This window comes from Luteibacter mycovicinus (assembly GCF_000745235.1).
Classification (GTDB): Bacteria; Pseudomonadota; Gammaproteobacteria; order Xanthomonadales; family Rhodanobacteraceae; genus Luteibacter; species Luteibacter mycovicinus.
This window is the reverse complement of record NZ_JQNL01000001.1, coordinates 3,958,716-3,979,252: the sequence shown is the minus strand read 5'-3', so window position 1 is coordinate 3,979,252 and position 20,537 is coordinate 3,958,716. Positions and strand designations below refer to the sequence as shown.

Annotated in this window: 20 protein-coding genes and 1 riboswitch; of the genes, 12 read left to right on the top strand and 8 right to left on the bottom strand. The window is 64.5% G+C overall.

Features of this window, described 5'->3' with window-relative positions:
* Window positions 1-80: 80 nt before the first annotated feature.
* Window positions 81-285, bottom strand: a riboswitch (cobalamin riboswitch).
* A gap of 111 nt (window positions 286-396) precedes the next feature.
* The 3 genes from FA85_RS17725 to FA85_RS17715 all read left to right on the top strand — a co-directional run bounded on the left by FA85_RS17725 (window position 397) and on the right by FA85_RS17715 (window position 1,641).
* Complete coding sequence (locus FA85_RS17725; protein WP_036114322.1) at window positions 397-780, top strand: VOC family protein; 384 nt, start codon at window positions 397-399, stop codon at window positions 778-780.
* A gap of 108 nt (window positions 781-888) precedes the next feature.
* On the top strand, window positions 889-1,341 hold the full coding sequence (locus FA85_RS17720; RefSeq protein WP_081907521.1) for an aldo/keto reductase: 453 nt from the start codon (window positions 889-891) through the stop codon (window positions 1,339-1,341).
* A gap of 111 nt (window positions 1,342-1,452) precedes the next feature.
* Window positions 1,453-1,641, top strand: coding sequence for a hypothetical protein (locus FA85_RS17715; protein ID WP_036114325.1), 189 nt, complete (start codon window positions 1,453-1,455; stop codon window positions 1,639-1,641).
* 45 nt (window positions 1,642-1,686) lie between these two features.
* Here FA85_RS17715 and FA85_RS17710 read toward each other — a convergent pair whose 3' ends face one another.
* On the bottom strand, window positions 1,687-2,196 hold the full coding sequence (locus FA85_RS17710) for an Lrp/AsnC family transcriptional regulator (RefSeq protein WP_036114328.1): 510 nt from the start codon (window positions 2,194-2,196) through the stop codon (window positions 1,687-1,689).
* Window positions 2,197-2,274: 78 nt separating this feature from the next.
* On the opposite strand from FA85_RS17710, the gene FA85_RS17705 reads away from it, so the two are divergent.
* Together FA85_RS17705 and FA85_RS17700 are read left to right on the top strand one after the other, a co-directional pair.
* Window positions 2,275-2,688 (top strand): DUF2000 family protein, encoded by a 414-nt coding sequence (locus FA85_RS17705; RefSeq protein WP_036114331.1) that lies wholly within the window; start codon window positions 2,275-2,277, stop codon window positions 2,686-2,688.
* A 40-nt stretch (window positions 2,689-2,728) separates the two neighbouring features.
* A complete protein-coding gene (locus FA85_RS17700; protein WP_036114333.1) occupies window positions 2,729-5,362 on the top strand; it encodes an excinuclease ABC subunit UvrA in 2,634 nt (877 codons plus the stop codon).
* A gap of 63 nt (window positions 5,363-5,425) precedes the next feature.
* On the opposite strand, the gene FA85_RS17695 is transcribed toward FA85_RS17700, so the two are convergent.
* The 4 genes from FA85_RS17695 to FA85_RS17680 all read right to left on the bottom strand — a co-directional run bounded on the left by FA85_RS17695 (window position 5,426) and on the right by FA85_RS17680 (window position 11,350).
* Complete coding sequence (locus FA85_RS17695; protein ID WP_036114334.1) at window positions 5,426-5,851, bottom strand: hypothetical protein; 426 nt, start codon at window positions 5,849-5,851, stop codon at window positions 5,426-5,428.
* Window positions 5,852-5,980: 129 nt separating this feature from the next.
* Complete coding sequence (locus tag FA85_RS17690) at window positions 5,981-6,622, bottom strand: DUF1345 domain-containing protein (RefSeq protein ID WP_239739830.1); 642 nt, start codon at window positions 6,620-6,622, stop codon at window positions 5,981-5,983.
* A gap of 85 nt (window positions 6,623-6,707) precedes the next feature.
* Window positions 6,708-8,936 carry a transferrin receptor-like dimerization domain-containing protein gene (locus tag FA85_RS17685; RefSeq protein WP_036117898.1) on the bottom strand — a complete coding sequence of 743 codons (2,229 nt, stop codon included), beginning with the start codon at window positions 8,934-8,936 and terminating at the stop codon, window positions 6,708-6,710.
* Window positions 8,937-8,941: 5 nt separating this feature from the next.
* Complete coding sequence (locus FA85_RS17680; protein ID WP_036114337.1) at window positions 8,942-11,350, bottom strand: TonB-dependent receptor plug domain-containing protein; 2,409 nt, start codon at window positions 11,348-11,350, stop codon at window positions 8,942-8,944.
* A gap of 460 nt (window positions 11,351-11,810) precedes the next feature.
* Here FA85_RS17680 and FA85_RS17675 point away from each other — a divergent pair, with 460 nt between their 5' ends.
* The 3 genes from FA85_RS17675 to FA85_RS17665 all read left to right on the top strand — a co-directional run bounded on the left by FA85_RS17675 (window position 11,811) and on the right by FA85_RS17665 (window position 15,085).
* Window positions 11,811-12,344, top strand: coding sequence for a DUF6630 family protein (locus FA85_RS17675; protein ID WP_036114338.1), 534 nt, complete (start codon window positions 11,811-11,813; stop codon window positions 12,342-12,344).
* A gap of 138 nt (window positions 12,345-12,482) precedes the next feature.
* On the top strand, window positions 12,483-13,193 hold the full coding sequence (locus FA85_RS21195) for an AraC family transcriptional regulator (protein ID WP_197056585.1): 711 nt from the start codon (window positions 12,483-12,485) through the stop codon (window positions 13,191-13,193).
* A 62-nt stretch (window positions 13,194-13,255) separates the two neighbouring features.
* A complete protein-coding gene (locus FA85_RS17665; RefSeq protein WP_036114341.1) occupies window positions 13,256-15,085 on the top strand; it encodes a M3 family metallopeptidase in 1,830 nt (609 codons plus the stop codon).
* A gap of 5 nt (window positions 15,086-15,090) precedes the next feature.
* Here the strand turns inward: FA85_RS17665 and FA85_RS17660 are convergent, their stop codons facing one another.
* Window positions 15,091-16,005 (bottom strand): LysR family transcriptional regulator, encoded by a 915-nt coding sequence (locus tag FA85_RS17660; protein ID WP_036114344.1) that lies wholly within the window; start codon window positions 16,003-16,005, stop codon window positions 15,091-15,093.
* 115 nt (window positions 16,006-16,120) lie between these two features.
* On the opposite strand from FA85_RS17660, the gene FA85_RS17655 reads away from it, so the two are divergent.
* Entirely contained in the window at window positions 16,121-16,756 is a 636-nt protein-coding gene (locus tag FA85_RS17655) for an NAD(P)-dependent oxidoreductase (RefSeq protein WP_036114347.1), read from the top strand.
* Window positions 16,757-16,845: 89 nt separating this feature from the next.
* Here the strand turns inward: FA85_RS17655 and FA85_RS17650 are convergent, their stop codons facing one another.
* Together FA85_RS17650 and FA85_RS17645 are read right to left on the bottom strand one after the other, a co-directional pair.
* Complete coding sequence (locus tag FA85_RS17650; protein WP_239739771.1) at window positions 16,846-17,649, bottom strand: IS3 family transposase; 804 nt, start codon at window positions 17,647-17,649, stop codon at window positions 16,846-16,848.
* Window positions 17,650-17,657: 8 nt separating this feature from the next.
* Window positions 17,658-17,984: a transposase gene (locus tag FA85_RS17645; protein ID WP_036109331.1), complete on the bottom strand. Its 327-nt coding sequence runs from the start codon at window positions 17,982-17,984 to the stop codon at window positions 17,658-17,660.
* A 110-nt stretch (window positions 17,985-18,094) separates the two neighbouring features.
* On the opposite strand from FA85_RS17645, the gene FA85_RS17640 reads away from it, so the two are divergent.
* From FA85_RS17640 to FA85_RS17630, 3 genes are read left to right on the top strand one after another with little or no spacing between them, the layout of a single operon-like run.
* The gene (locus FA85_RS17640; protein WP_036114350.1) at window positions 18,095-18,997 is read left to right on the top strand and encodes a 23S rRNA (adenine(2030)-N(6))-methyltransferase RlmJ; all 903 of its coding nucleotides are present in this window, start codon (window positions 18,095-18,097) and stop codon (window positions 18,995-18,997) included.
* A gap of 28 nt (window positions 18,998-19,025) precedes the next feature.
* Window positions 19,026-19,532, top strand: coding sequence for a Slp family lipoprotein (locus tag FA85_RS17635; RefSeq protein ID WP_036114354.1), 507 nt, complete (start codon window positions 19,026-19,028; stop codon window positions 19,530-19,532).
* Window positions 19,533-19,565: 33 nt separating this feature from the next.
* Entirely contained in the window at window positions 19,566-20,474 is a 909-nt protein-coding gene (locus FA85_RS17630) for a cation diffusion facilitator family transporter (protein WP_036114357.1), read from the top strand.
* Window positions 20,475-20,537 lie beyond the last annotated feature (63 nt).

Below are 20,537 nucleotides of genomic sequence, written 5' to 3'. Positions count from 1 at the left end.
ACAAGTCGGTTCGAGGCCGCGGACGCCGCATCGAGCCAGCTCGTCCGGTTGCCCACCGCAACACCCGAGGAAGACACCGCAAGCGGTGCCCACCACGGGCCGGTCTCCGGGCTTGCGAGCGATGCGATCCGCATCACCCCGACACCTTCCCGCGTTGCCGCAGTGGTTCTGAGTCGGGTTTTCTCGCCTACCGTTGCGGGGGCAGCGCCGGCATCGGACCGGCTTCCCGTTTCACCCTGCGCACCGGAATGGCGGCGGCAGGACACCTGTGGCCAGCGGAAGTGTAGGCGGCGACGCGGCGAGCGACACGCTGCGATGCAGTAAAGGCGCCTTGGATGCCGCCACGGATTCCGACTAAGCTGCGCGGACCAGCCGTTCCACGCCCAGGAGATCCCGATGATCGACCACACCGGCGCCACCGTCAGCGACTTCGAGCGCAGCAAGCAGTTCTACACCACCGTACTGGCGTCCATCGGCTACGAACTGATCGTGCACTTCCCCGCGTCGAAAACGGGGCGCACCGATGTGGCGGGGTTCGGCGAGAACGGCAAGCCGGATTTCTGGATCTACCAGGGCACACCCAATCAGCCGCCGGTACACGTCGCCTTTCGAGTGAGTTCGCAGCAGCTGGTGCGGCTATTTCATCAGACGGCGCTGGATGCGGGCGCGAGGGACAACGGTCCGCCGGGCCCGCGTTCGCACTATCACGAAGGCTATTACGGCGGTTTCGTGCTGGATCCGGATGGCCACAACATCGAGGCGGTGTTTCACGCCAGCTGATGGAAGATCATTGATGAACTGCCCGCATAGGCTCAAGCGGTTTATCCCACTTAATCACTGGACCCCCGGTCGGTAGCATGGCGTCATGGCTACCTTCTGGAGATCACCATGAAAAAGCGCGTTCTCGGTAAAAGCGGCCTGGAAGTCTCAGCCCTCGGCTTTGGCTGCATGGGCCTCAATTTCAGCTATAGCCACGCGCTGAGCAGCGACGAGTCAGTCAAGCTCATGCGCGAGGCGGTGGACCTGGGCGTCGATTTCTTCGACACGGCCGAGGTCTATGGCCCGTTCACCAACGAGGAAATCGTCGGTAAAGCCCCCGCGCCGATGCGCGACCGCGTCGTCATCGTGACGAAGTTCGGCTTCGCGTTCGATCCGGAAACGAACAAGCAGACGGGTCTGGACAGCCTCCCGGAAAACATCCGCAAGGCCGCCGAGGGATCGCTCAAGCGTCTGGGCATCGAGCAGATCGATCTGCTCTATCAGCACCGCGTAGACCCGAACCGGCGGCAGACCTCCCCCGCACTGACCCTGCTGGTGGATGCGCGACGTTATCGTGGCTGAATCGCCCACAATCCCTTGACGTTTCCGCGATTGACACCATCTCGTAGGTAGCCGAGGATCGAATCAGGCCGCGCCCGGGTCCCGGGGCCGCGCAGCAAGCAGGAGTCACCCATGAGCCAACGTCATCTCGTCCTCGCCGCCTTGTTCGCCCTGGCCGTCGTGTTCTTTCTCGCCGGTTCGGTCACAGGGACGTTGCTGCTCGTCGCCGCTGGCGTGGTGACGGAGACGGCCTTCTGGTTCAACATGATGCAGCAGCGCCGGATGCAGCGGATCAAGGTTCGCGCGCGACGCGATCGCTGAGCCTCCCGTAAGTCGGCGTCAGAAACCCCGCACCGCGGGGTTTTTTTATGTCGCCCCGGAAGCCTCCTCCGCACTCGGTCCCCGCTCCAGATACGTCGACAGAGCGATATAGCTCCGCGTCCCCTTGAATCCCTCCATCGCGTGAATCCGCTCCAGCAGGTGCTCGAGCCCCCGCGTATCGGCCGTCCGCACCTTCAGCAACATCGCGCTCTCTCCCGTCACGGTGTGGATTTCCTCCACCTCGGGAAAGGCCTGCAGCGCCAGCAGCTGGCGTGTCACCGCCCAGCTGGTCGTGTCCACGTGGACGAAGGTCAGCAACGGACGCCCGACCTTCACCCCATCGAGCACAGCTACGGTGGCCTTGATGACCCCATCCCTGCGCAGCCGCTTCACCCGCTCATGCAGCGCGGGTGCGGAGAGATGCAGCCGTTCGGCCAGCTCCGCGTAGCTCAGCGTGGCATCGGCGGAGAGCGCGCCTAATAATTTTCGGTCGATCGCGTCGAGCCGGACCGCGTCGGGGGTCTCGCCCGGAATGGCTTTCGTTTTTTTCGTCATGGCAGCCTGTCGCCCTTTCGCCGAATGACATTCGGCGTTTTACTGAATCAGCCTAACAGACTGCGAAGAACCTTCGACATGACCACCTTCGACACCCGCGTCGCCATCCTTGTCCGCAGCGATCTGCTGACATGGCAGAAGCTCAACGTCACCGCCTTCCTGGCCACCGGCATCGCCGGAGCGGCGGCGGATGCCATGGGCGAGCCATACATCGATGCGGCCGGACGTCACTACGCGCGCCTGCTCGGGCAGCCGATGCTCGTGTTCGGTGCCGATGCGACGCAGCTCGCCCATGCGCATCGCGTCGCCATCGAACGCGACGTGACCCGCGCGATCTATGTCGAGGCGATGTTCTCCACTGGACACGACGCGGCCAACCGCGAAGCCTTCCTCGCGGAAGATGCCGATGCACCCAACCTCGTCGGCATCGCGTTACGCGGGCCTCGCAAGGCGATCGAGAAAGCCACGAAGGGCGTGCCCCTGCACACGTGATTTCACGGGAACCGCAAGCCGGGGCTGCGATAATCCCTGGATGACCAAGCGTAGATCCCCGCCCTCTTCGACCGACCTCCATGGCTTCGTGCGTGTACGTGGCGCACGCGAGCATAACCTCAAGAACATCGACGTCGTGATCCCTCGCGACTCGCTCGTCGTGTTCTCCGGGGTGTCGGGATCGGGCAAGTCGTCACTCGCTTTCGGGACGCTGTACGCGGAAGCGCAGCGACGCTACTTCGAGTCGGTGGCGCCTTATGCGCGACGCCTGATCGACCAGGTCGGCGTGCCGGACGTCGACGAAATCGAGGGGCTGCCGCCCGCGGTGGCATTGCAGCAGCAGCGCGGCACGCCCGGAGCACGCTCATCGGTGGGTAGCGTCACCACGCTGTCGAGTCTCGTGCGCATGCTCTACTCGCGTGCGGGCTCGTACCCCGCCGGCCAGGCCATGTTGTTCGCCGAGGATTTCTCGCCCAACACGCCGCAAGGTGCCTGCCCGCACTGCCACGGCCTGGGCCGCGTGTACGAGGTGACGGAGGCATCGATGGTGCCGGATCCCACGCTGACTCTGCGCGAACGCGCCATCGCGTCATGGCCACCGGCATGGCACGGTCAGAATCTGCGCGACATTCTGGTCACTCTCGGCTACGACGTGGACGTGCCCTGGAAGGACCTGCCAAAGAAGCAGCGCGACTGGATTCTGTTCACCGAGGAAACCCCGACGGTCCCGGTCTATGCCGGCTTCACGCCGGCGGAAACCCGTGCGGCACTGAAGCGAAAGACCGAACCCAGCTACATGGGCACGTACATGGGTGCGCGGCGTTACGTGCTGCACACCTTCAGCACGACGCAAAGTCCGCTCATGAAGAAACGCGTGTCGCGCTACATGATCGGCAGCGTCTGTCCTGTCTGCGATGGCAAGCGCCTGAAGCGCGAGTCGTTGTCCGTGACTTTTGCAGGGCTGGACATCGGAAGCCTGTCCGCGTTGTCATTCGATGCACTGGTCGATACGTTGAAACCGGCAGCCGAGGGGCGGTTCGACGATTTGGCCGAGTCGACGACACGCAGCCGCGCCGCGGGCAAGCGCGCGAATGCGAAGCGCGTAGCCGCCGGCGGCGCCGCGCACGACGGGTCATCGGACGTGCGGCGCACCCCCAACCTGTCCGAGGAAAAACGTATCGCTGCTCAGCGCATCGCACAGGATCTTGTTGCCCGCGTGGGTACGCTCCAGGCACTCGGCCTTGGCTACCTGTCGATGGACCGATCGAGTCCCACACTGTCACCGGGCGAGTTGCAGCGGCTGCGCCTGGCCACGCAGATCCGATCGAACCTGTTCGGCGTCGTCTACGTGCTCGACGAACCGTCGGCCGGCCTTCACCCGGCGGATGGGGAAGCCTTGCTTACCGCACTGGAGCAACTGAAGCGATCGGGCAACACGATCTTCGTCGTCGAGCACGACATGGACGTCATGCGTCGCGCTGACTGGCTGGTCGACGTCGGCCCGGATGCAGGCGAGCGCGGCGGCGAGATTCTCTACAGCGGTCCTCCCGATGGTCTCGCCGACGTGGCGCTGTCGCGTACCGCGCGTTATCTGTTCGGTCACGAGCGGCCTCTTGAGCGGTCACCTCGCCCGGCATCGCGCTGGCTCGAGCTCCGCGGCATCACGCGCAACAACCTCCATGATCTGGATGCCGCCTTCCCCATCGGTCTGTTTACCGCGGTCACCGGCATTTCCGGCTCGGGCAAGTCCAGTCTGGTCAGCCAGGCGCTGGTGGAGCTGGTCAGTGAGCATTTGGGCCATGAGCTGCCCGCCCCGGAGGACGAAGGCGATGACACGGCACCCAGCGTCATCACGAAGACCGGCGGTCGTATCCACAAGGGCGCCGACGCCATCACGCGACTGGTCCAGGTCGACCAGAAGCCGATCGGGCGCACGCCGCGCTCCAACCTCGCGACGTATACCGGACTCTTCGACCACGTGCGCAAGTTGTTTGCCGCGACAAAGGCGGCCAGGGCGAAACGTTACGACGCCGGGCGCTTTTCGTTCAACGTGGCGAAGGGGCGCTGCGAAACCTGCGAGGGCGAGGGATTCGTCAGCGTCGAGCTGCTCTTCATGCCCAGCGTCTATGCCCCCTGCCCCACGTGCCACGGTGCGCGCTACAACGAGGCCACGCTGAAAGTGCAGTGGAACGGCAAGAACATCGCCGACGTGCTGCGACTGACGGTCGAGGAAGCCTGCGAGTTTTTCGTCGACGAGCCAGCGGTGATGAAGCCGCTGTCGCTTCTCTATGACATCGGGCTTGGCTACCTGCGCCTCGGACAACCCGCCACGGAACTATCCGGCGGCGAGGCGCAGCGGATCAAGCTGGCGACGGAACTGCAGCGGTCGCAGCGCGGGAGCAATCTTTACGTGCTGGACGAGCCGACCACCGGGCTGCATCCGTCGGATGTGGACAAGCTGGTGGCGCAGTTGCAGGGGCTGGTGGCGGCCGGCAATACGGTGGTCGTCGTCGAACACGAGATGCGCGTGGTCGCCGGAGCCGACTGGGTGATCGACGTCGGTCCCGGCGCGGGTGACGAGGGCGGCAAGATTGTCGCCTGCGGGCCGCCGCGGCTGGTCGCCAGCGAGACGACGAGCCGTACGGCGCCTTATCTGGCTCGGGTACTCGGGTAAACGGCGTCGCCGACAGGAACAGGCCCCATCGACGACCGGGCGCTGCCCTCGTGGGAGCTGCCCTCAGCTCCCCTCGGCAACCGCCGGCAGCTCGCTCACGTCACGCACGCTGTATACATCGATGGCATACGGATGCTGCGCGTCGCCAGTCGCCTTGAAGCGTCCGAACACCGTGGCATCGGCACGGGTGCCTTTATTGCTCACCGTGCGTCGGAATGAGGACACATCCCGCTTACCCGCGGACTTGTCGTCCATGGCGAGGTCCACCGCGCCCTTGCACTGCGCATCGGACAGCGTCGTCGTCTTGCCCTCGCTACTGGCCACGCCACGGACGGTCACCGTCGTGTTGAGGTAGCGGGCGGCGGTGCCGAGCACCGAGCAGATCGACTCGGGTGGTGTGTCGTCCTCGGAGCGAGCGACCGCCGCGTTACTGGCGATAACGAGGACCAGGGCGACCCCCGCCGCCCGTGCGAACGTCTGGATTGTCATTTGGCTTCCCCCCTTCTCTTCTCAAGCCCGTCAGGGCCCCTGCCGTATGGACGGCTAATCGAAGGACACCGCGTTTGCGGCGTCGCGTCAATAAGAAAAATGGGCAGTAGGGGGTGAAGTTAATGCCGATCAGGCCTTGCCGGCGGCGATGTTCACGCTGATGGCGATGATGAAGACGTTGAAGAAGAACGCGATCGCGCTGTGCATCAGCCCGATCCGGCGCAGGTACCGGGTGGTGATCTGGACATCGGAGACCTGGAAAGTCATGCCGATGGTGAAGGCGAAATAGGCGAAATCCCAGTAATCGGGTTCCTCATCACCGGGGAAATCGAGCCCCTGGTGTGGCTTGCCGAACTCCCCGTAATACCCGTGGGCGTAATGCAGGGAGAACAGGGTATTCATGAAGGTCCACGCCAGGATGATGGTGGTCGCGGCCACCGCGATGGCCAGTGCCCCGCCCTTGTCGCTGGAGTTCAGCTCCGTCGTGACCGCGCCGAGCACGACGGCGGAGAGGACCACACCACTGAGCAGCGTGGTCCACCGGCCGGTGTCCTGCTGCTTCGCCTGCCGTCGCATGGTGGCCGGACTCGCACCGACGAATATCCGCAAAAGCAGGACGAAGTACACGACGGCACCCAGATCGAATCCCAGCAGCAGCGGCAACGACCGTGGAATGCCGCTGAATTCCAGCGCCGCCGCGGCAACCACCGCCACGGCGGCGCCCACCAGCAGGCGTGGGCGGGCGTGGGCGTAGCGGATCGGACCCCACACTTTCCTGCGATGAGGCGCTGATTTTTGCGGCGTTTCGGTCATGAAAGAAGCTGTCCACCCGGCGAATGCGGCGGACTATAACCTCTTACGGCTGCGTCAGCGTCACCGTCGCCCGACGCAAAGCCTCGGCGGCCTTTCGGGTCGCGTTGGCGGTGAGGGTCACTTCCGCACTCGCCTGATCCCAGGCTTTCGCGTCGATGGCGTCACCGATACCCGGAAGCGGCGCGACGTCTTCGCCCTCCTTGCGACCCGGGGCCTGCAGCAGGTGCCGATACCAGGTGCGCTGGGGCAAGCCGGACGCCTGGAGGAACGCCGGAGCGACATCGCGCAACGCACGGTTGACCTTCGCGGCGCGGGACGACGACAGTGCGGGCGCACCCGTTGCTTCAGCGGTGGACGCGGCCGCGTCGAAGGCGCCAGCGGCGGCCAGGAGATCGCGCTGGGCGTCCCGCAGGGCATCGAGATTCACCGCCTGCCACGCATCGTCCACGCGCGTGGGCGGCTGCAGCTTCCGATAGGCCACATCGGCCAGGTGGTACGAACCGTCGTCCACCAGGGCGTTATGGCGCTGCGCTTCCTTGTGCGCCGTTTCCGAGCTCGCCTGCAAGCGGTCGATGTCCTTGCCGAGCGCCGTGGCAAAGCCGGTGTATCGCCACGGCAGCACGTCCGCATTGGCGACACGCAGGACGAGTCGCGCGTTGGTTTTCGCCAGCAAGCCGACATACGCAAGGCCGGGATCGCCGAAGCGCTGGTAATGCGTGTACGTGTCATAGAGCGAGTGGTACACCGGCACACTCTCGTCGTCCCCGTCGCGGTCATAGCCATAGCGAACGTGCAGCGACGGCACGGCGAGACGATGCGCAAACGACAGGTAATCGGAGCCCGTACCCACACGCGACGGGATGATCGGACCGGAAACATCCTTTCCCTTCTCCGCCGCATCCACCGCACGCTTGGCCAGGCGACGTGCCTGCACGGTGGCGCCGGTTTCCGGATCCTGCAGATCGGCGGCCACGCCGTCGATCAGAGTGGAAAGCGACGGGTCACCCTGCGCGGCGAGGAAGCCCCGCCCGGTGGTGTCGTTATTGAGGTAGAACACGGCCTTTTTCGACAGCTCGGCGGCGTGCTGCGCAGTCCAGGCCTTGGAGCCCAGGATGCCCAGCTCTTCGCCATCCCAGCTGGCGAACACCAGGGTGCGCTTCGGTCGCACGCCTGCCCTGGCCAGCTCGCCGATAGCCCTGGCCTCGGCCAGCAGGGCCGTCGTGCCCGCGAGAGGATCCCACGCGCCATAGACCCAGGCGTCGTGATGCACGCCGCGAATCACCCACTCGTCGGGATGCTCGCTGCCGCGCAACGTGGCAATCACGTTGTGCAGCGTGCGCCATTCCCACGGCGAACGGACTTCCAGATGAACACGTGCATTGCCCCCCACGTGATAGGTCAGCGGCAGACCGCCCTGCCAGCGGTCCGGCACGGCCTGCCCGCCGAGCGCCCGCAGGAAGTGTTCGGCGTCGCCATAGCCGATGGTAACCACAGGAATCGTCAGGTCCGCCGTGTGCTTCGCGTCCTGGATCGTCTTCGCACTTGCCGCATCCAGCACGCTGTCGATGCCGAGCGTGCCGCGCTGCACGGTACGCGGCGTGCGCCACGCGCCGTCCGGGTACACGTCGCCCTTCACGAAGCCGTCGGCTTCCGGATCGGAGTAGATCACCACGCCGACCGCGCCGTGCTCCTGCGCAAGACGTGGCTTCACCCAGCGCCCGGCGCCGCTCGACTTGACCAGGACCACCTTGCCTTTCACGGACTCGCCCGCGCGTTCGAGCTCGGCGTAGTCCTTGGCCAGGCCCTCATTGACGTAGATCAGCGGCGCATCGACCGCGCCGTCCGGGCTGTACGACTCCATGCCCGGCAGCACGCCATCCCGCTTCGCCGTGTCCGGATCGCCGGCGACCGCGGGCTCGGTGAAGTCCGCCGCATAGTGCTCGCCGCCCAGCAACGAAAGCTTCTGCACGGTGGGATAGGCGACAAGCACACGGGTCGCTTCAACCTTCACGTCCCAGCCCCACTGACGCAGGCTGTCCGCGATGAAGCGCGCGTTGTCGTCGTTATGCGGCGACCCGACCTGGTTGGGCGCCGACGTCAACCGCCGTAACCAGCCGTCGAGATCGGCGCTGCCGATGGACGCGTCGACACGCTGCTCCACGTCGCGCTCCGCCTGCGTCGAGGCGCCGCCGAAGCCGGCGATCGGTTCGGCGGGAGCGGCATGGGCGCCAGCGGCGACGGTGAGGGAAAGGGCGATAAAGAGCGTACGCATGCGCATCAGTCCCACCGGTACGTGGCGCTGGCGTAGTAGTAACGCCCGTTCCAGCTCAGCGGTGAGAACAGGCTGTACTTGAAGTTGCCGCTGGTGGAATTGGCATACTTCACCTGCTCGGGGCGCGCATTGAACGCGTTGTCCGCACCGGCGCTCAGGGTCCAGTGGTCGATGTTGTAATCGGCCGAGAGATCCAGCGTCCAGCGATGATCGAAATTCTGATCGAGCGCATTGCCACTGTTGCTGTAGACGGTATAGCTGCCGTAGCGCTGAACGTTGGCGTGGCCCGCCCAGCGGCCGTGCAGGTAATCGAAGCCGACGTCGAGCTTGGTGCGCGGATTGGTATCGCCCAGCAGGCCGAGACGCTCGCGACGCTCCACGCGCTGCACCGCCACGCCGAGCTCATCGAGGATGGCCGGATTCGGCTTGACCCGGGTCACCTCGTTTTCGTTGTACGCCCAGCCCACGGTGGTGTTGAGGCGATCGCCGTTGGCGAAATCGAAGCCGTACTGGCTCACGACATCGAGGCCGCGCGTGCGCGTGTCCACCGCATTGGTGAAGTAACGAATCGACTGATAGTTCGCGTCCACACCGTTGGCGGCGAGGTAGGCGTTGACGGCGGGTGTGCTGACCGGAATGTTCGACGACAGATTGATGCGATTGTTGATCTTGATGTAGTACGCATCGACGCTGACGTTCCAGCCGTTGAGCGGCTCGAGCACGAGGCCAAGCGTGGCGCTGCGCGACTTCTCGGGCTTCAGCTTCTCGGCACCCAGCAGACTGGCGGCCTCCGCATCCACCGGGAACGTACCGGATTGCACCAGCACCTGTCCCTGCCCCAGGTCCTGCAACTGCGAGGAGATATCCGCATAGTGCTGCTGCACCAGCGTCGGCGCACGGAATCCGGTGCCGACGCTGCCGCGGACGGCGACGCGCGGCGTGAAGTCGAAACGACCGGACAACGATCCGGACGTCGTGCCGCCGAAATCGCTGTAGTTCTCGTGGCGTCCCGCCAGCGACACGGCGAAACGGTCGGTCAGGTTCGTCTCGAGATCGATGTACTCGGACGTGTCATGCCGCTGCCAGTTGCCCTGCAGGTCGCCCGTGATACCTCCGTTCGCACCGTACTGCGAGACGGCATCGCCCGGCGTCACCTTGTACGCCTGACGCAGATACTCCGCGCCAAACGACACGCTGACGGGATTGGGCAGCCACGATGTCGTGATTTCCTTGCTGATATCGAGGTTGGCGACCTGCTGATTGGTCTTGTAATCGGCCCCCTGGATGAAGAACGGCGTCTCACCGAACGCCCTGTAATAGTCGGCGTTGATCGAATGACTGCGCTGGTCGTACTCGTTCGAACCATGGCTGACCGAGGCATCGTAATGCCAGCCGTCGCCCAGCTCACCGCGCAGGCCCGCGGTCAGCGTGGTGTCGTTGACGATCGGAATGCTCACCGGCAGGTAGCCGCTGGGATAGATCGAGGCGACATTGGTCGAATCGCCGCGGTGACGATAGAGGCTGGCGGTTTCGTCGCGGTCACGCCGGTAAAGCGCTTCGAAATAGACCTCGGCCGCCTTGCTGAACTCGTACTGCCCGACCACGGACACCTTGTTCGACTGCACGGCCGGATCGCCGAGCCAGTACACCTTCTTGCCGTACGTGGTACCGACCGACGCCGCGGTCTGATCGCGCCCTGCGCGATTGCTGCCATCGTTGTTCTGGGTATCGATCGCCACATGGATCGAGCCCTTGTCGCCCAGCTTGAAACCGGTATCCGCCGAGAGCTGTCGCTGCAGGCCATCGCCCGCGTCATAGCCGCCGAACTTGGCCGTCACCTGGCCACCCGTACCCGACTTTTTCAGGATCACGTTGATCACACCGCCGATGGCGTCGGAACCGTAACGTGCCGACTGGCCGTCTCGCAGCACCTCGATACGCTCGATCGCCGACACGGGAATGGCGTTCAGGTCGACGGGGTTCGAACCGCGGCCGATGGCGCCACCGAGGTTGAGAAAGGCGCCCGAATGCTGCCGCTTGCCGTCGATCAGCACCAGGACCTGATCCGGGCTGAGACCGCGCAGTGTCACCGGCCGGGCCACTTCTGCCCCGCTGATGGTGGTCGGCTGCGGGAAGTTGAGGGAGGGCACCAGACGCGCCAGCGCCGCCGCGAGCTGGGTGGCCCCACTCTGCTGCAGCTGCTGCGGGGTGATCACGTCAATCGGTTGCAGCGAGCTCGATACGGTGCGCTCGGTGCTGCGCGTACCGGTGACGATGACGGTGTCGAGGTTGCTGGGTTTGGCGGGCTCGGTCGTGTCGGCCGGCGCGGCCTGTTGCGCATGGACGGTCGAGGCGCTGAGCGCGACGGCGAGTGCAACAAACAACGGCTTGCGGCGATGAGCGAAAGACAACATGGGTACGGAATTCCCCTGGAAACGGAAAGTGCGCCGACGCCCCGGGGGCGACGGAAATGAGTGACGGCAGGTCGCGGCAACGCTCCGGGGCGTCACCCGTCGACGTGACGGAGAAAATGGCGAGATGTGCTCCGCGGGTTTAGCGGAACGCGCAGTACGCGCGGTGTGGGTCGCTCAGACCAGTCGACACGAACGACACGCGCATGCCGCCACCGAACATCGCGGCATGGCCGGCGACGTCATCGGGAGGGTGTGCGCGTGGAAGTCGTATGCGTTCACTGGGAGCGTGTTACACCTGAAGTAAGCCGCCGGAACGGCATGGTTGGCAGTGGCCCGGATGTCATTTGTTGCACCGCGTCGCAAGTTTGTCAACCTGTGCGATTGGACGTCCATTTCAAGACCTGCGGCGCTATGACGCGCATCGTGCGATGATTCCACCCGATCCCACAGGCCATTCCCCATGAGCTACGACGACGATTACCCCGAAGAACGCGAGTACGACGATGAAGAAGGCGAGGACACCGTCGAGTCCCAGGTCTGGCAGCTGTTGCTGCTGATCAATCCCGGCGACGAGGAGAATGCGCTGCGCCAGTTCACCGTGTATCGCGCGGAGATCGAGGACCAGGGCGACGACGACCCCATCCGCATCGTGGCGCAAGTCACCGACTGGCAGTCGAGTTTCGAGGTGGATGCCGACGACACCCGCACCCTCGTCGATGCCATCATGGAGCTGGTGTCGCGCTGGAGCGATGTCACCATCGACTGGGACGGCGACCCGAGCGAAGACGAGTTTCACGAGGACATCGACGGTCCGGAAATCTTCAGCCGCGCCTTCGACCAGCTCAATCAGTACGGCTATACCCTTTGGGCGCGCGAGGCCGAGGAAGACGACGTGTACGCCGGCTGGATCACCTCCTCCCGCGACGACGAGCACATGCGCCAGCTGGCGGCGACGCTGGGGATCAACCTCCGGCTGGGCAGTCAGGTGACCTGATTCGGAGAGCAACGCACGGAGGGGTCTTGCTCCGGCCCACTCCGTGCGCGCATATTCTTCGGCGAGATTCTGGCCAGGAGAGGCTTGGTGAGTGGGATCAACGACCTGCACGTGTCGTATTACGCCCCGCATGGATCGATGGACCTGCACGCCCATGATGAGGGCTGGTTCTGCCTTGTCATCGACGGCCGGTATGAAGAGCGCATCCTGGGTGAAACCAACGAGCACGATCCCGGCGACCTGCTCTTCTGCCCGGCCCACGCCGTGCACGCGCAGCGATTTGGTCGCGAAGGGGCTCGGAAGGTCATTTTCTCGCCCGACACGGCGACCACGGACGTGCTCACCGAACACGCGGCCAGGCTCGACGGCCGGCCGCTGTTGCGCCGATCTGCGGACCTGCTCCGCCTGGGCCAGCGGATTGCCGCCGAACTCAGTGTTGGCGATGCGTTCTCCACCCTGTCGGCCCAGGGACTGACGCTCGAGGCTCTGGCGCTCGCCGGGCGAGGGCTGGACCTGCGCCTACGCCACGAGCCCGTATGGCTTCGGCGGGTACGCGACTTCCTCCATGAAGATCCGTCGCGCGAGAGCACGCTCGAGCAACTGGCAGCGATCGCGGAACGCCATCCGGTGCACCTCGCGCGCACCTTTCGCATCGTCCATCAATGCACGATGGGCGACTATCTGCGCCGCCTTCGTGTCGATCGCGCTGCCGCGCTTCTACGCAGCACGCGCCGGCCGCTACTGGATATCGCCCTGGAGTGCGGTTTTGCCGGGGCAGCCCAGTTTTCGCGCTCGTTTCGTGCGGTATACGCGACCACGCCCACCGCCTGGCGACAGGCCGTCCGCTAACCCAGGGAAACGACGCTAATCAGAGTAAAGCATTGGCCGGCAGCGCTTGCTACGGTGCGGCCATGCGCTCATACCACCTGATCACCGCCCTCCTCCTCTCGGTGCCCGGCCTCGCCGTCGCCGAGACGTATCGGATCGATCCGACGCTCTATTTTGCGTCGCCCACGACCGAGACGGCCGCACGCAGCGCGCTCGAAACGGAGATTGCCGAGTTGCCCGTACTCGCCTCACCGTCGCCTGGCGATCTGCTCGCGTACCTCAGGCGCACGGAGAACCTGCTGGCCGATAACCAGCGGCACATGGCCTACCTTCATCTTCGTGCTTCGCTCGATATCGACGATCATGACGCCGCCGATGCCTACCGCTCATCGCAGAACGACGGGAACACGCTCATGGCCAAGGTCAAGAGCTCACTGCGAAGCGTTGGCAAAGCGGGATTCGATAACGCAGCGAAGTCGGAGCCAGCGCTCACGCACTATGCCTACGTTCTGGACCGCGCCGTCCGCGGGCTGCCCCACGAGTTGCCACCCGCGGAGCAAACGATCGTGGACGACCTCGCCGACGAGGGAAGCACCGCGCTGTGGAACACCTACCAGAAGACGCGGCGTGCCACCGTCTACGGCAGCGTGCACACGGCCGACGGCGACCTTGATGCAGGCAAGGACGCGGATCGGCTCGGCGCGAATGCCAGTCGCGAGATCCGGCAACAAGCCTGGCGGCAGCGGCAGGCAGCGATCGCAGCCAACGCGGAGACGTATGCGGCCTTGCTTATCGGCGTGGTGCGAATCAATGACCGCACCGCGCACCTGGAGCACTTCGCCGATGCACCGGACGCCGCCTATTTTTCGCGCCAGTTCGATCGTGCGGACGTCGATGCGACAGCGCTCGCCGTGCAGCGAAACGCGTCGGTCCTTATGGATTATCAGCGCCTGCGTGCCGCCCAGATCGGTCGCAGCGCAGCGATCGCCGATGTGCATAGCTGGGACATGAGCTTGCCGCCCCAGGGCTTCACGATTCCGACCTTCGATTACGAACGAATCCGTCTCACCGTCCCGGCCGCGCTCGCGCCCCTGGGGCGTGACTACGTGGCGCGCTTTACCGCCTTACTCGACCCGGCCGCGCATCGTACCGATCTTGCCGCCGCGAGCGGAAACCGCGTAAACGATGCGTTTTCGATCGCGGCCTCTGGCGTCCCGCCGGGCCTGTTTCTGGGGCAATGGGACTCGAGCCTCAAGGGCGCGAGTGTGGTCGCGCACGAAGGCGGGCATGCACTGCATAGCGAGCTGATGAGCGCGCACGGCGTGTCCGCCTTCTACAACCACGGCCCCAGCTGGATGCACGAAGCCCTGGCCATTCTCAACGAGATGCTGTTCTACGAGTATCTCTACAGACATGCACCCGATACATCGACCGGGGCGTACTTCCTGCAAGCTCAGCTCGACGAGATGACCTTTGAGATTTTCACGTCCGCTGAGGAAGCGCAGCTGGAAGAGTCGATCTATGACGGCGTGACGAGCGGAAAGGTCCGTGGCGCAGCCGATCTCGATGCCCTGACGCTCGCCGTTACCAGCCGCTTCGAGATCTGGCCCGGCATCGACCCGGAACTGAAACATGCATGGATCGGAAAACGCCTGATGTTTCAGGACCCGCTTTACCTCGCCAACTACCTCTACGCCGGCCTCGTCGCGACGAAGATGTTCGCCATGGCGACAAAGGACCCGCACGACTTTCAGAAACGCTATGCGGCGATGATGGCAGTGGGTTTCGATGCGCCGCCCAGGGAAATCCTGCGACGGTTCTTCGGTCACGATCTCACCCCATCGGACCTGGTCGATGCGGACATGCAGGTCATTCGCGCAAAAACCGTCGAACTGGGCAAGCTTTACCGCTGAATCCGCTATCCGGCACCGGGCCGATCCGATGCCAGGCGCTCCTTCAGCAGGTCGATGAACGCACGCACTTTCACCGGCGGCTGGCGACCTGGATAGACCGCATGCACGCCGCCTTCGGGAAGCGTGAAGCCAGGAAGCAACGCGACCAGTCGCCCCGATGCGATATCGGCACTGACGACGTAGTCGGGCAGCACCGATATGCCCATACCCTCAAGCACGAAACGATAGGCGACGGTCGCGCTGTTGGCACTGGCGATGACACGGGTCTGTACCGAGTGCTCATCGCCGTGGCCATCGGTGAAGGTCCATCGCGTCGGCGAAGCCAGCACCGTGACGGCGATCCAGCGATGCGTGGCGAGGTCGCCGGGGACCGATGGCGTACCGTGTTTTTCCAGATAGGCCGGCGAGGCGACGAGGCATTCGCGGAAGGCGGCCAGCCGGGCGGCACGCAGGCTCGAGTCGCGCAGCCAGCCGATACGGATGGCCAGATCGAACCGCTCGGCGATCAGATCGGACACGGTGTCGGTGACGACCAGTTCCACCCTCACCTGCGGATAGCGCTCGGCGAACTCGGCGAGCGCCGGGGCGACGACGGTGGTGCCATGGTCGCTGGCAGCCGTGACGCGAAGCACGCCCATCGGCGTGTCACGGCACTCGCCCAGCCGGGTGATCGCATCTTCGGCATCGGCGAGAATGCGGGCGCAGTCTTCGTGAAAGCGCTCACCGGCATCGGTCAGCGCCATCCGCCGTGTACTGCGCACCATCAACGCGACGCCGAGTTCGTCTTCCAGCTTTGCCAGGTGCTGGCTGACCATAGCCTTGGTCGTCCCCAGCTGCCCGGCTGCGGCAGTGAAGGACCCCGCCCTGACGAGGGCGACGAAGACGGCCAGGCGGTTCAGATTGACGTCTGCGGCGGCCAAGAGTCGGTCCCTGTCGTAAAGCGATACTTTACGATGAATTGCGCCATGAGGCGTTTTTCGGAAACGATCGCCGGCGCATCCTAGCTGCCTGACTTCCGACACCAAGGCCATTCCCATGAAGATCGTTCTGTTCGGCGCCACCGGCAACATCGGCAACGTGATCCTCGACGAGGCTCTGGCCCGCGGGCATGAGGTCACCGCCGTCGTTCGCGATCCTGCGAAACTGGCCACGAAGAACCCGAAGCTCGAGGTCGTCAAAGGTGACGTGGCCGACGCCACCTCGTTTGCCCCCGCCCTTGCCGGGGCCGATGCCGCCATCGCCAGCCTGAACGACCATGCCACGCCGGCCAATGTGCCGAAGCAGGCGACCGCGTTGCTCGACGCACTCGCGGCGGCCGGTGTGAAGCGCTTCGCCTGGGTCGGTGGCGCGGGCAGCCTGGAGACCGCACCGGGCGTGCGCGTGATCGACGACCCGAACTTTCCGGAAGCCTGGAAGGCCTCGGCGAACTCGCAGATCGAGGCGCTGAAGGCGTTCAGCGGCAGCGATGCCCGTGTGGACTGGACCTACATCAGCCCGGCGGCGGAGATCGCGCCCGGTGAACGTAAGGGGAGCTTCCGGGTGGGTGGCGATCAGTTGCTTATGGATGGTGACGGGCACAGCCGGATTTCGACCGCTGACTTTGCCATCGGCGTGCTGGACCGGATTGAGAAGGGCGATGCGGTGAAGAAGCGGGTGACCTTCGCGTATTGAGGGGCATCGCGCGCATGAGGAATCGCGCGCACGAGGAGTCGCGCGCAGGGCTGTAGTGGCCGGGTATTTGAGGACCACGCATAGGAGCGTTAAGCCGCCATCCTCTCAAACTCGGCTGGCGGGCGGTAGTCGAGCGCGGAGTGCAGGCGCTCGTGGTTGTAATAGCGAACCAGATAGTCGATCGCGTCTTGTGATGCCAGAGCTCGGGTCGGGAAGGTTTCCTCGCCGAACCACTCCTGTTTAAGGCTTCGGAAGACGCGTTCGACGACGGCGTTGTCCCAGCAGTTCCCCTTTCGGCTCATGCTTTGAACGATGCCGTGCCGGGCCAGATGTTGGGTGTAGCGATCGGAGGTGTACGAGGCGCCCTGATCGGTGTGCATGACTAACCCGGGAGCCGGCTGGCGCAAGCCGATGGCCAGTTCGTTGGCCTTGATGGCCAGTCGTGAATCGGGCGTGTGGCTTGTGGCCCAGCCGACGATTCGCCGGGAGTACAGATCGACCACGATGGCCAGATAGAGGAAGCCCTGGCCCGTTCGGATGAAGGTGATGTCGCCGGCCCAGGTCTGGTTGGGACGCGCCGGATCGAACTGTCGGTTGACGATATTTTCGGCCGGTGCAGGTTTCGTGTTGCGTCTGGCGTAATGAAACCGCTTCTTCCTCAGTCGAATGTCCAGCCGGCGCATCAGTGTCGCCGCCCGTTCGCGACCCACACGAAAGCCGTGCCGGCACAGGCTGCGCGCAAGGCGGCGTGCGCCATAGCTGCGGCGACTATCCCGATGAATGGCCAGAGCGGTCTGGGCAAGCCCTTCGTCGATGGCGGGAGCCGCCTTGACGGGGGCGTAGTGCCGGCTCCGGGGCCAGCCAAGAATCGCGTAGACCTGTCGTATCGACAAATCCCCTCTCACCTTTTGGACGATCTCGGCTTTCGCAAGATGGCGGCCAGGTGAGAGGGCAACTGTTTTTTTAGGACGTCACGCTCCTGTGCCAACACCGCACGAGCGTCTTCAGAGGCTTTCAGCTGTCCCTGAAGCTGCGCGATGAGGCGCCGCTGCTCCACCGGATCGTCCGGTATCGCCGCTTGCCGTTCACGCCATTCCTCCACCCATCGCCTCAGGGCCGTCGGCCCCAGACCCATCATCTGAGCGGCTTGAGGCGGGGTATATCCCACCTCGACCACCAGTCGTATTGCCTCGGCTTTGACCGCTGCCGGAATTTTTCTATGAGCCATGATTCACCTCGCAGGAGATTTTGCTCCTACTTGGTGGTCCTGAAAAACCCGGCCATTACAGGCGCGCTCCTACATGGGGATTGGCGGCTTTTGGCCGCTATAATCTCCCAATGAATTATCGCCACGCCTACCATGCCGGCAACTTTGCCGATGTCCTCAAGCACATGGTGCTCGTGGCCCTGATCGACTCGCTGAAGCAGAAGGCCTCGCCCTTCTGCTACATCGACACTCACGCCGGCAGCGGTCGATACGACCTGCAAGGCAACGAGGCGCGCAAGACCGCCGAGGCCGACGAAGGCTTCGGCGTCCTCAAGACCGCCTCCGGCCTGCCGCCCCTGCTGTGGAAGTACCTCGAGATCGTCCGCGCGTTGAACGAAGGCAGCGACTCGCTGCGCTTCTATCCCGGCTCGCCGTGGATCGCCGTCCATCTGATGCGCGAGACCGACTCGGCGCAGATGGTCGACGTACGCAATGACGAGTCAGGCGCACTCCGCCAGCTGTTCCACCACGACAAGCGCATCCATGTGCACGAGCGTGATGGCTACGAGGCGATGAAAGCCTTCGTTCCGCCAAAAGAAAAGCGCGGCCTGGTCCTGATCGATCCGCCGTTCGAGGCTCAGGAAGCCGAGTTCCGCATCATCGAGAAGACGCTCAAGGCCGCGCTGGAAAAGTGGCCGACCGGCGTCTACGCGGTCTGGTACCCGATCAAGCTGCGCAGCCACGTGCAGCCGTTCCATCGCTGGCTGACCAAGTGTGGCGCTAAACGCGTCCTGGTCGCCGAACTGCTGCTGCGTCCCGACGACTCCCCGCTACGTCTCAACGGCACGGGCATCGCGATCGTGAATGCGCCGTGGAAACTCGATGAAACGATCCGCGATTCGCTCAAGCTGCTGCCGAAGCTTTTGGGAAAGCCGGGCGAATCCGAATACCGGCTGACCTGGCTCGTGGAAGAAGGCAAGGATGAAGAGCCTGCCCACAGTCCGCACGCGCCCCGTTCAGTCCGTCGGCGCTAAATTGGCGATACATGCCAGGAGCCGACCCATGCGCCCGACCATCGTTCGTTTAGCCGTTCCTGCCGCCCTGCTCACCCTCGCGCTGTCCGCCTGCGCGCCGGCGCCGATTTACAAGGCCACCGCAAACAACGCCGCCGTGCCGCCCTCCCAGGTGGCGCGCGAGCCGGAACGCTACGGCAACTCGGACGTGATCTGGGGTGGCCGCATCGTCAGGGTCAGCAACTTTGCCGACCACAGCGAGATCGAGATCCTCGCCTATCCGCTCGATGGTTCGCAGCGGCCGCAGGCGAACGACACCGGCAACGGCCGGTTTATCGCCGCCATGCCTGGCTACGTCGAAAGCCTCGACTACCCGGCCGGCGGCCTGGTGACAGTCGCGGGCCGCCTGAATGGCACGCGCGCGTCCAATGTCGGGCAGGCGTCGTACACCTTCCCGCTGGTTTCGGTGAACCAGTCGCACGTGTGGACGGCCAAGGAAATGTCGGGTGGCCACCCGAACATCAGTTTCGGCGTGGGTGTCGGCGTCATACGGTAAGATCTTTCGATCACTTACCGGGACAGGGATCACATGTCGGGACATTCCGATTCGAAGCGCGCGATTTTTCTCGCGCTTGGCGCCAACTTCGCCATTTTCGTCGCCAAGCTCGTCGCGGCCCTCTTTACCGGATCCGGTGCGATGCTCGCGGAAGCGGTGCATTCGCTCGCCGACTGCGGCAACCAGGGCCTGTTGCTGCTCGGCATGAAGCAGGCCAAGCGGCCGCCGTCGTCCGAGTACCCACTGGGCTGGGGGCGTGCGCTGTATTTCTGGTCTTTTCTCGTCGCCATCCTGCTTTTCAGCGTGGGCGGCATGTTCTCGGTTTACGAGGGCGTCCATAAGCTCACCCATCCCGAGCCGCTCAAATGGGCATGGCTGGCCGTCGGCGTGCTGGTGTTTTCCATCATCACCGAAGGCGTTTCCATGCATGGCTGCATGCAGGAAGTGAACAAGGCGCGCGGCGACCAGCCTCTGTGGCAGTGGTTTCGCGAGACGCGGGCGAGCGAGCTGCTGGTGATCTTCGGTGAAGACCTGGCCGCTCTGCTCGGCCTCTGCCTGGCACTGATCGCCGTGTTGCTGACCATGCTGACCGGCAACCTGATATTCGACGCTATCGGCACGATCGCCATTGGCGTGCTGCTTATCGTGGTAGCCGTCGCGGTCGCCCGCGAGGTCAAGGCGCTGCTGATCGGCCAGGGCGTGGAGCCGAGGCGCCGTGTGCAGATGATGGCTTTCCTCCAGGGCCGCCCTGAAATCGACACGGTCTACAACCTGCTGACCGTGCAGATGGGCAACGAGGTGATGGTGGCGATCAAGGCGAAGATGGCCGCGGCGCCGACCGCGCGCGCCATGGTCGAAGCGATCAACATCGTGGAGGCGGACTTCAAGTCGGAGTTCAAGGACGTGCGGTGGAGCTTCTTCGAGCCGGATATCGCGGACTGAGGCTGGCCTAGCCAGCCGCTTCACCCCGGGGTAGTACAATCGTCGGCTTGTCCGCAAGCGACC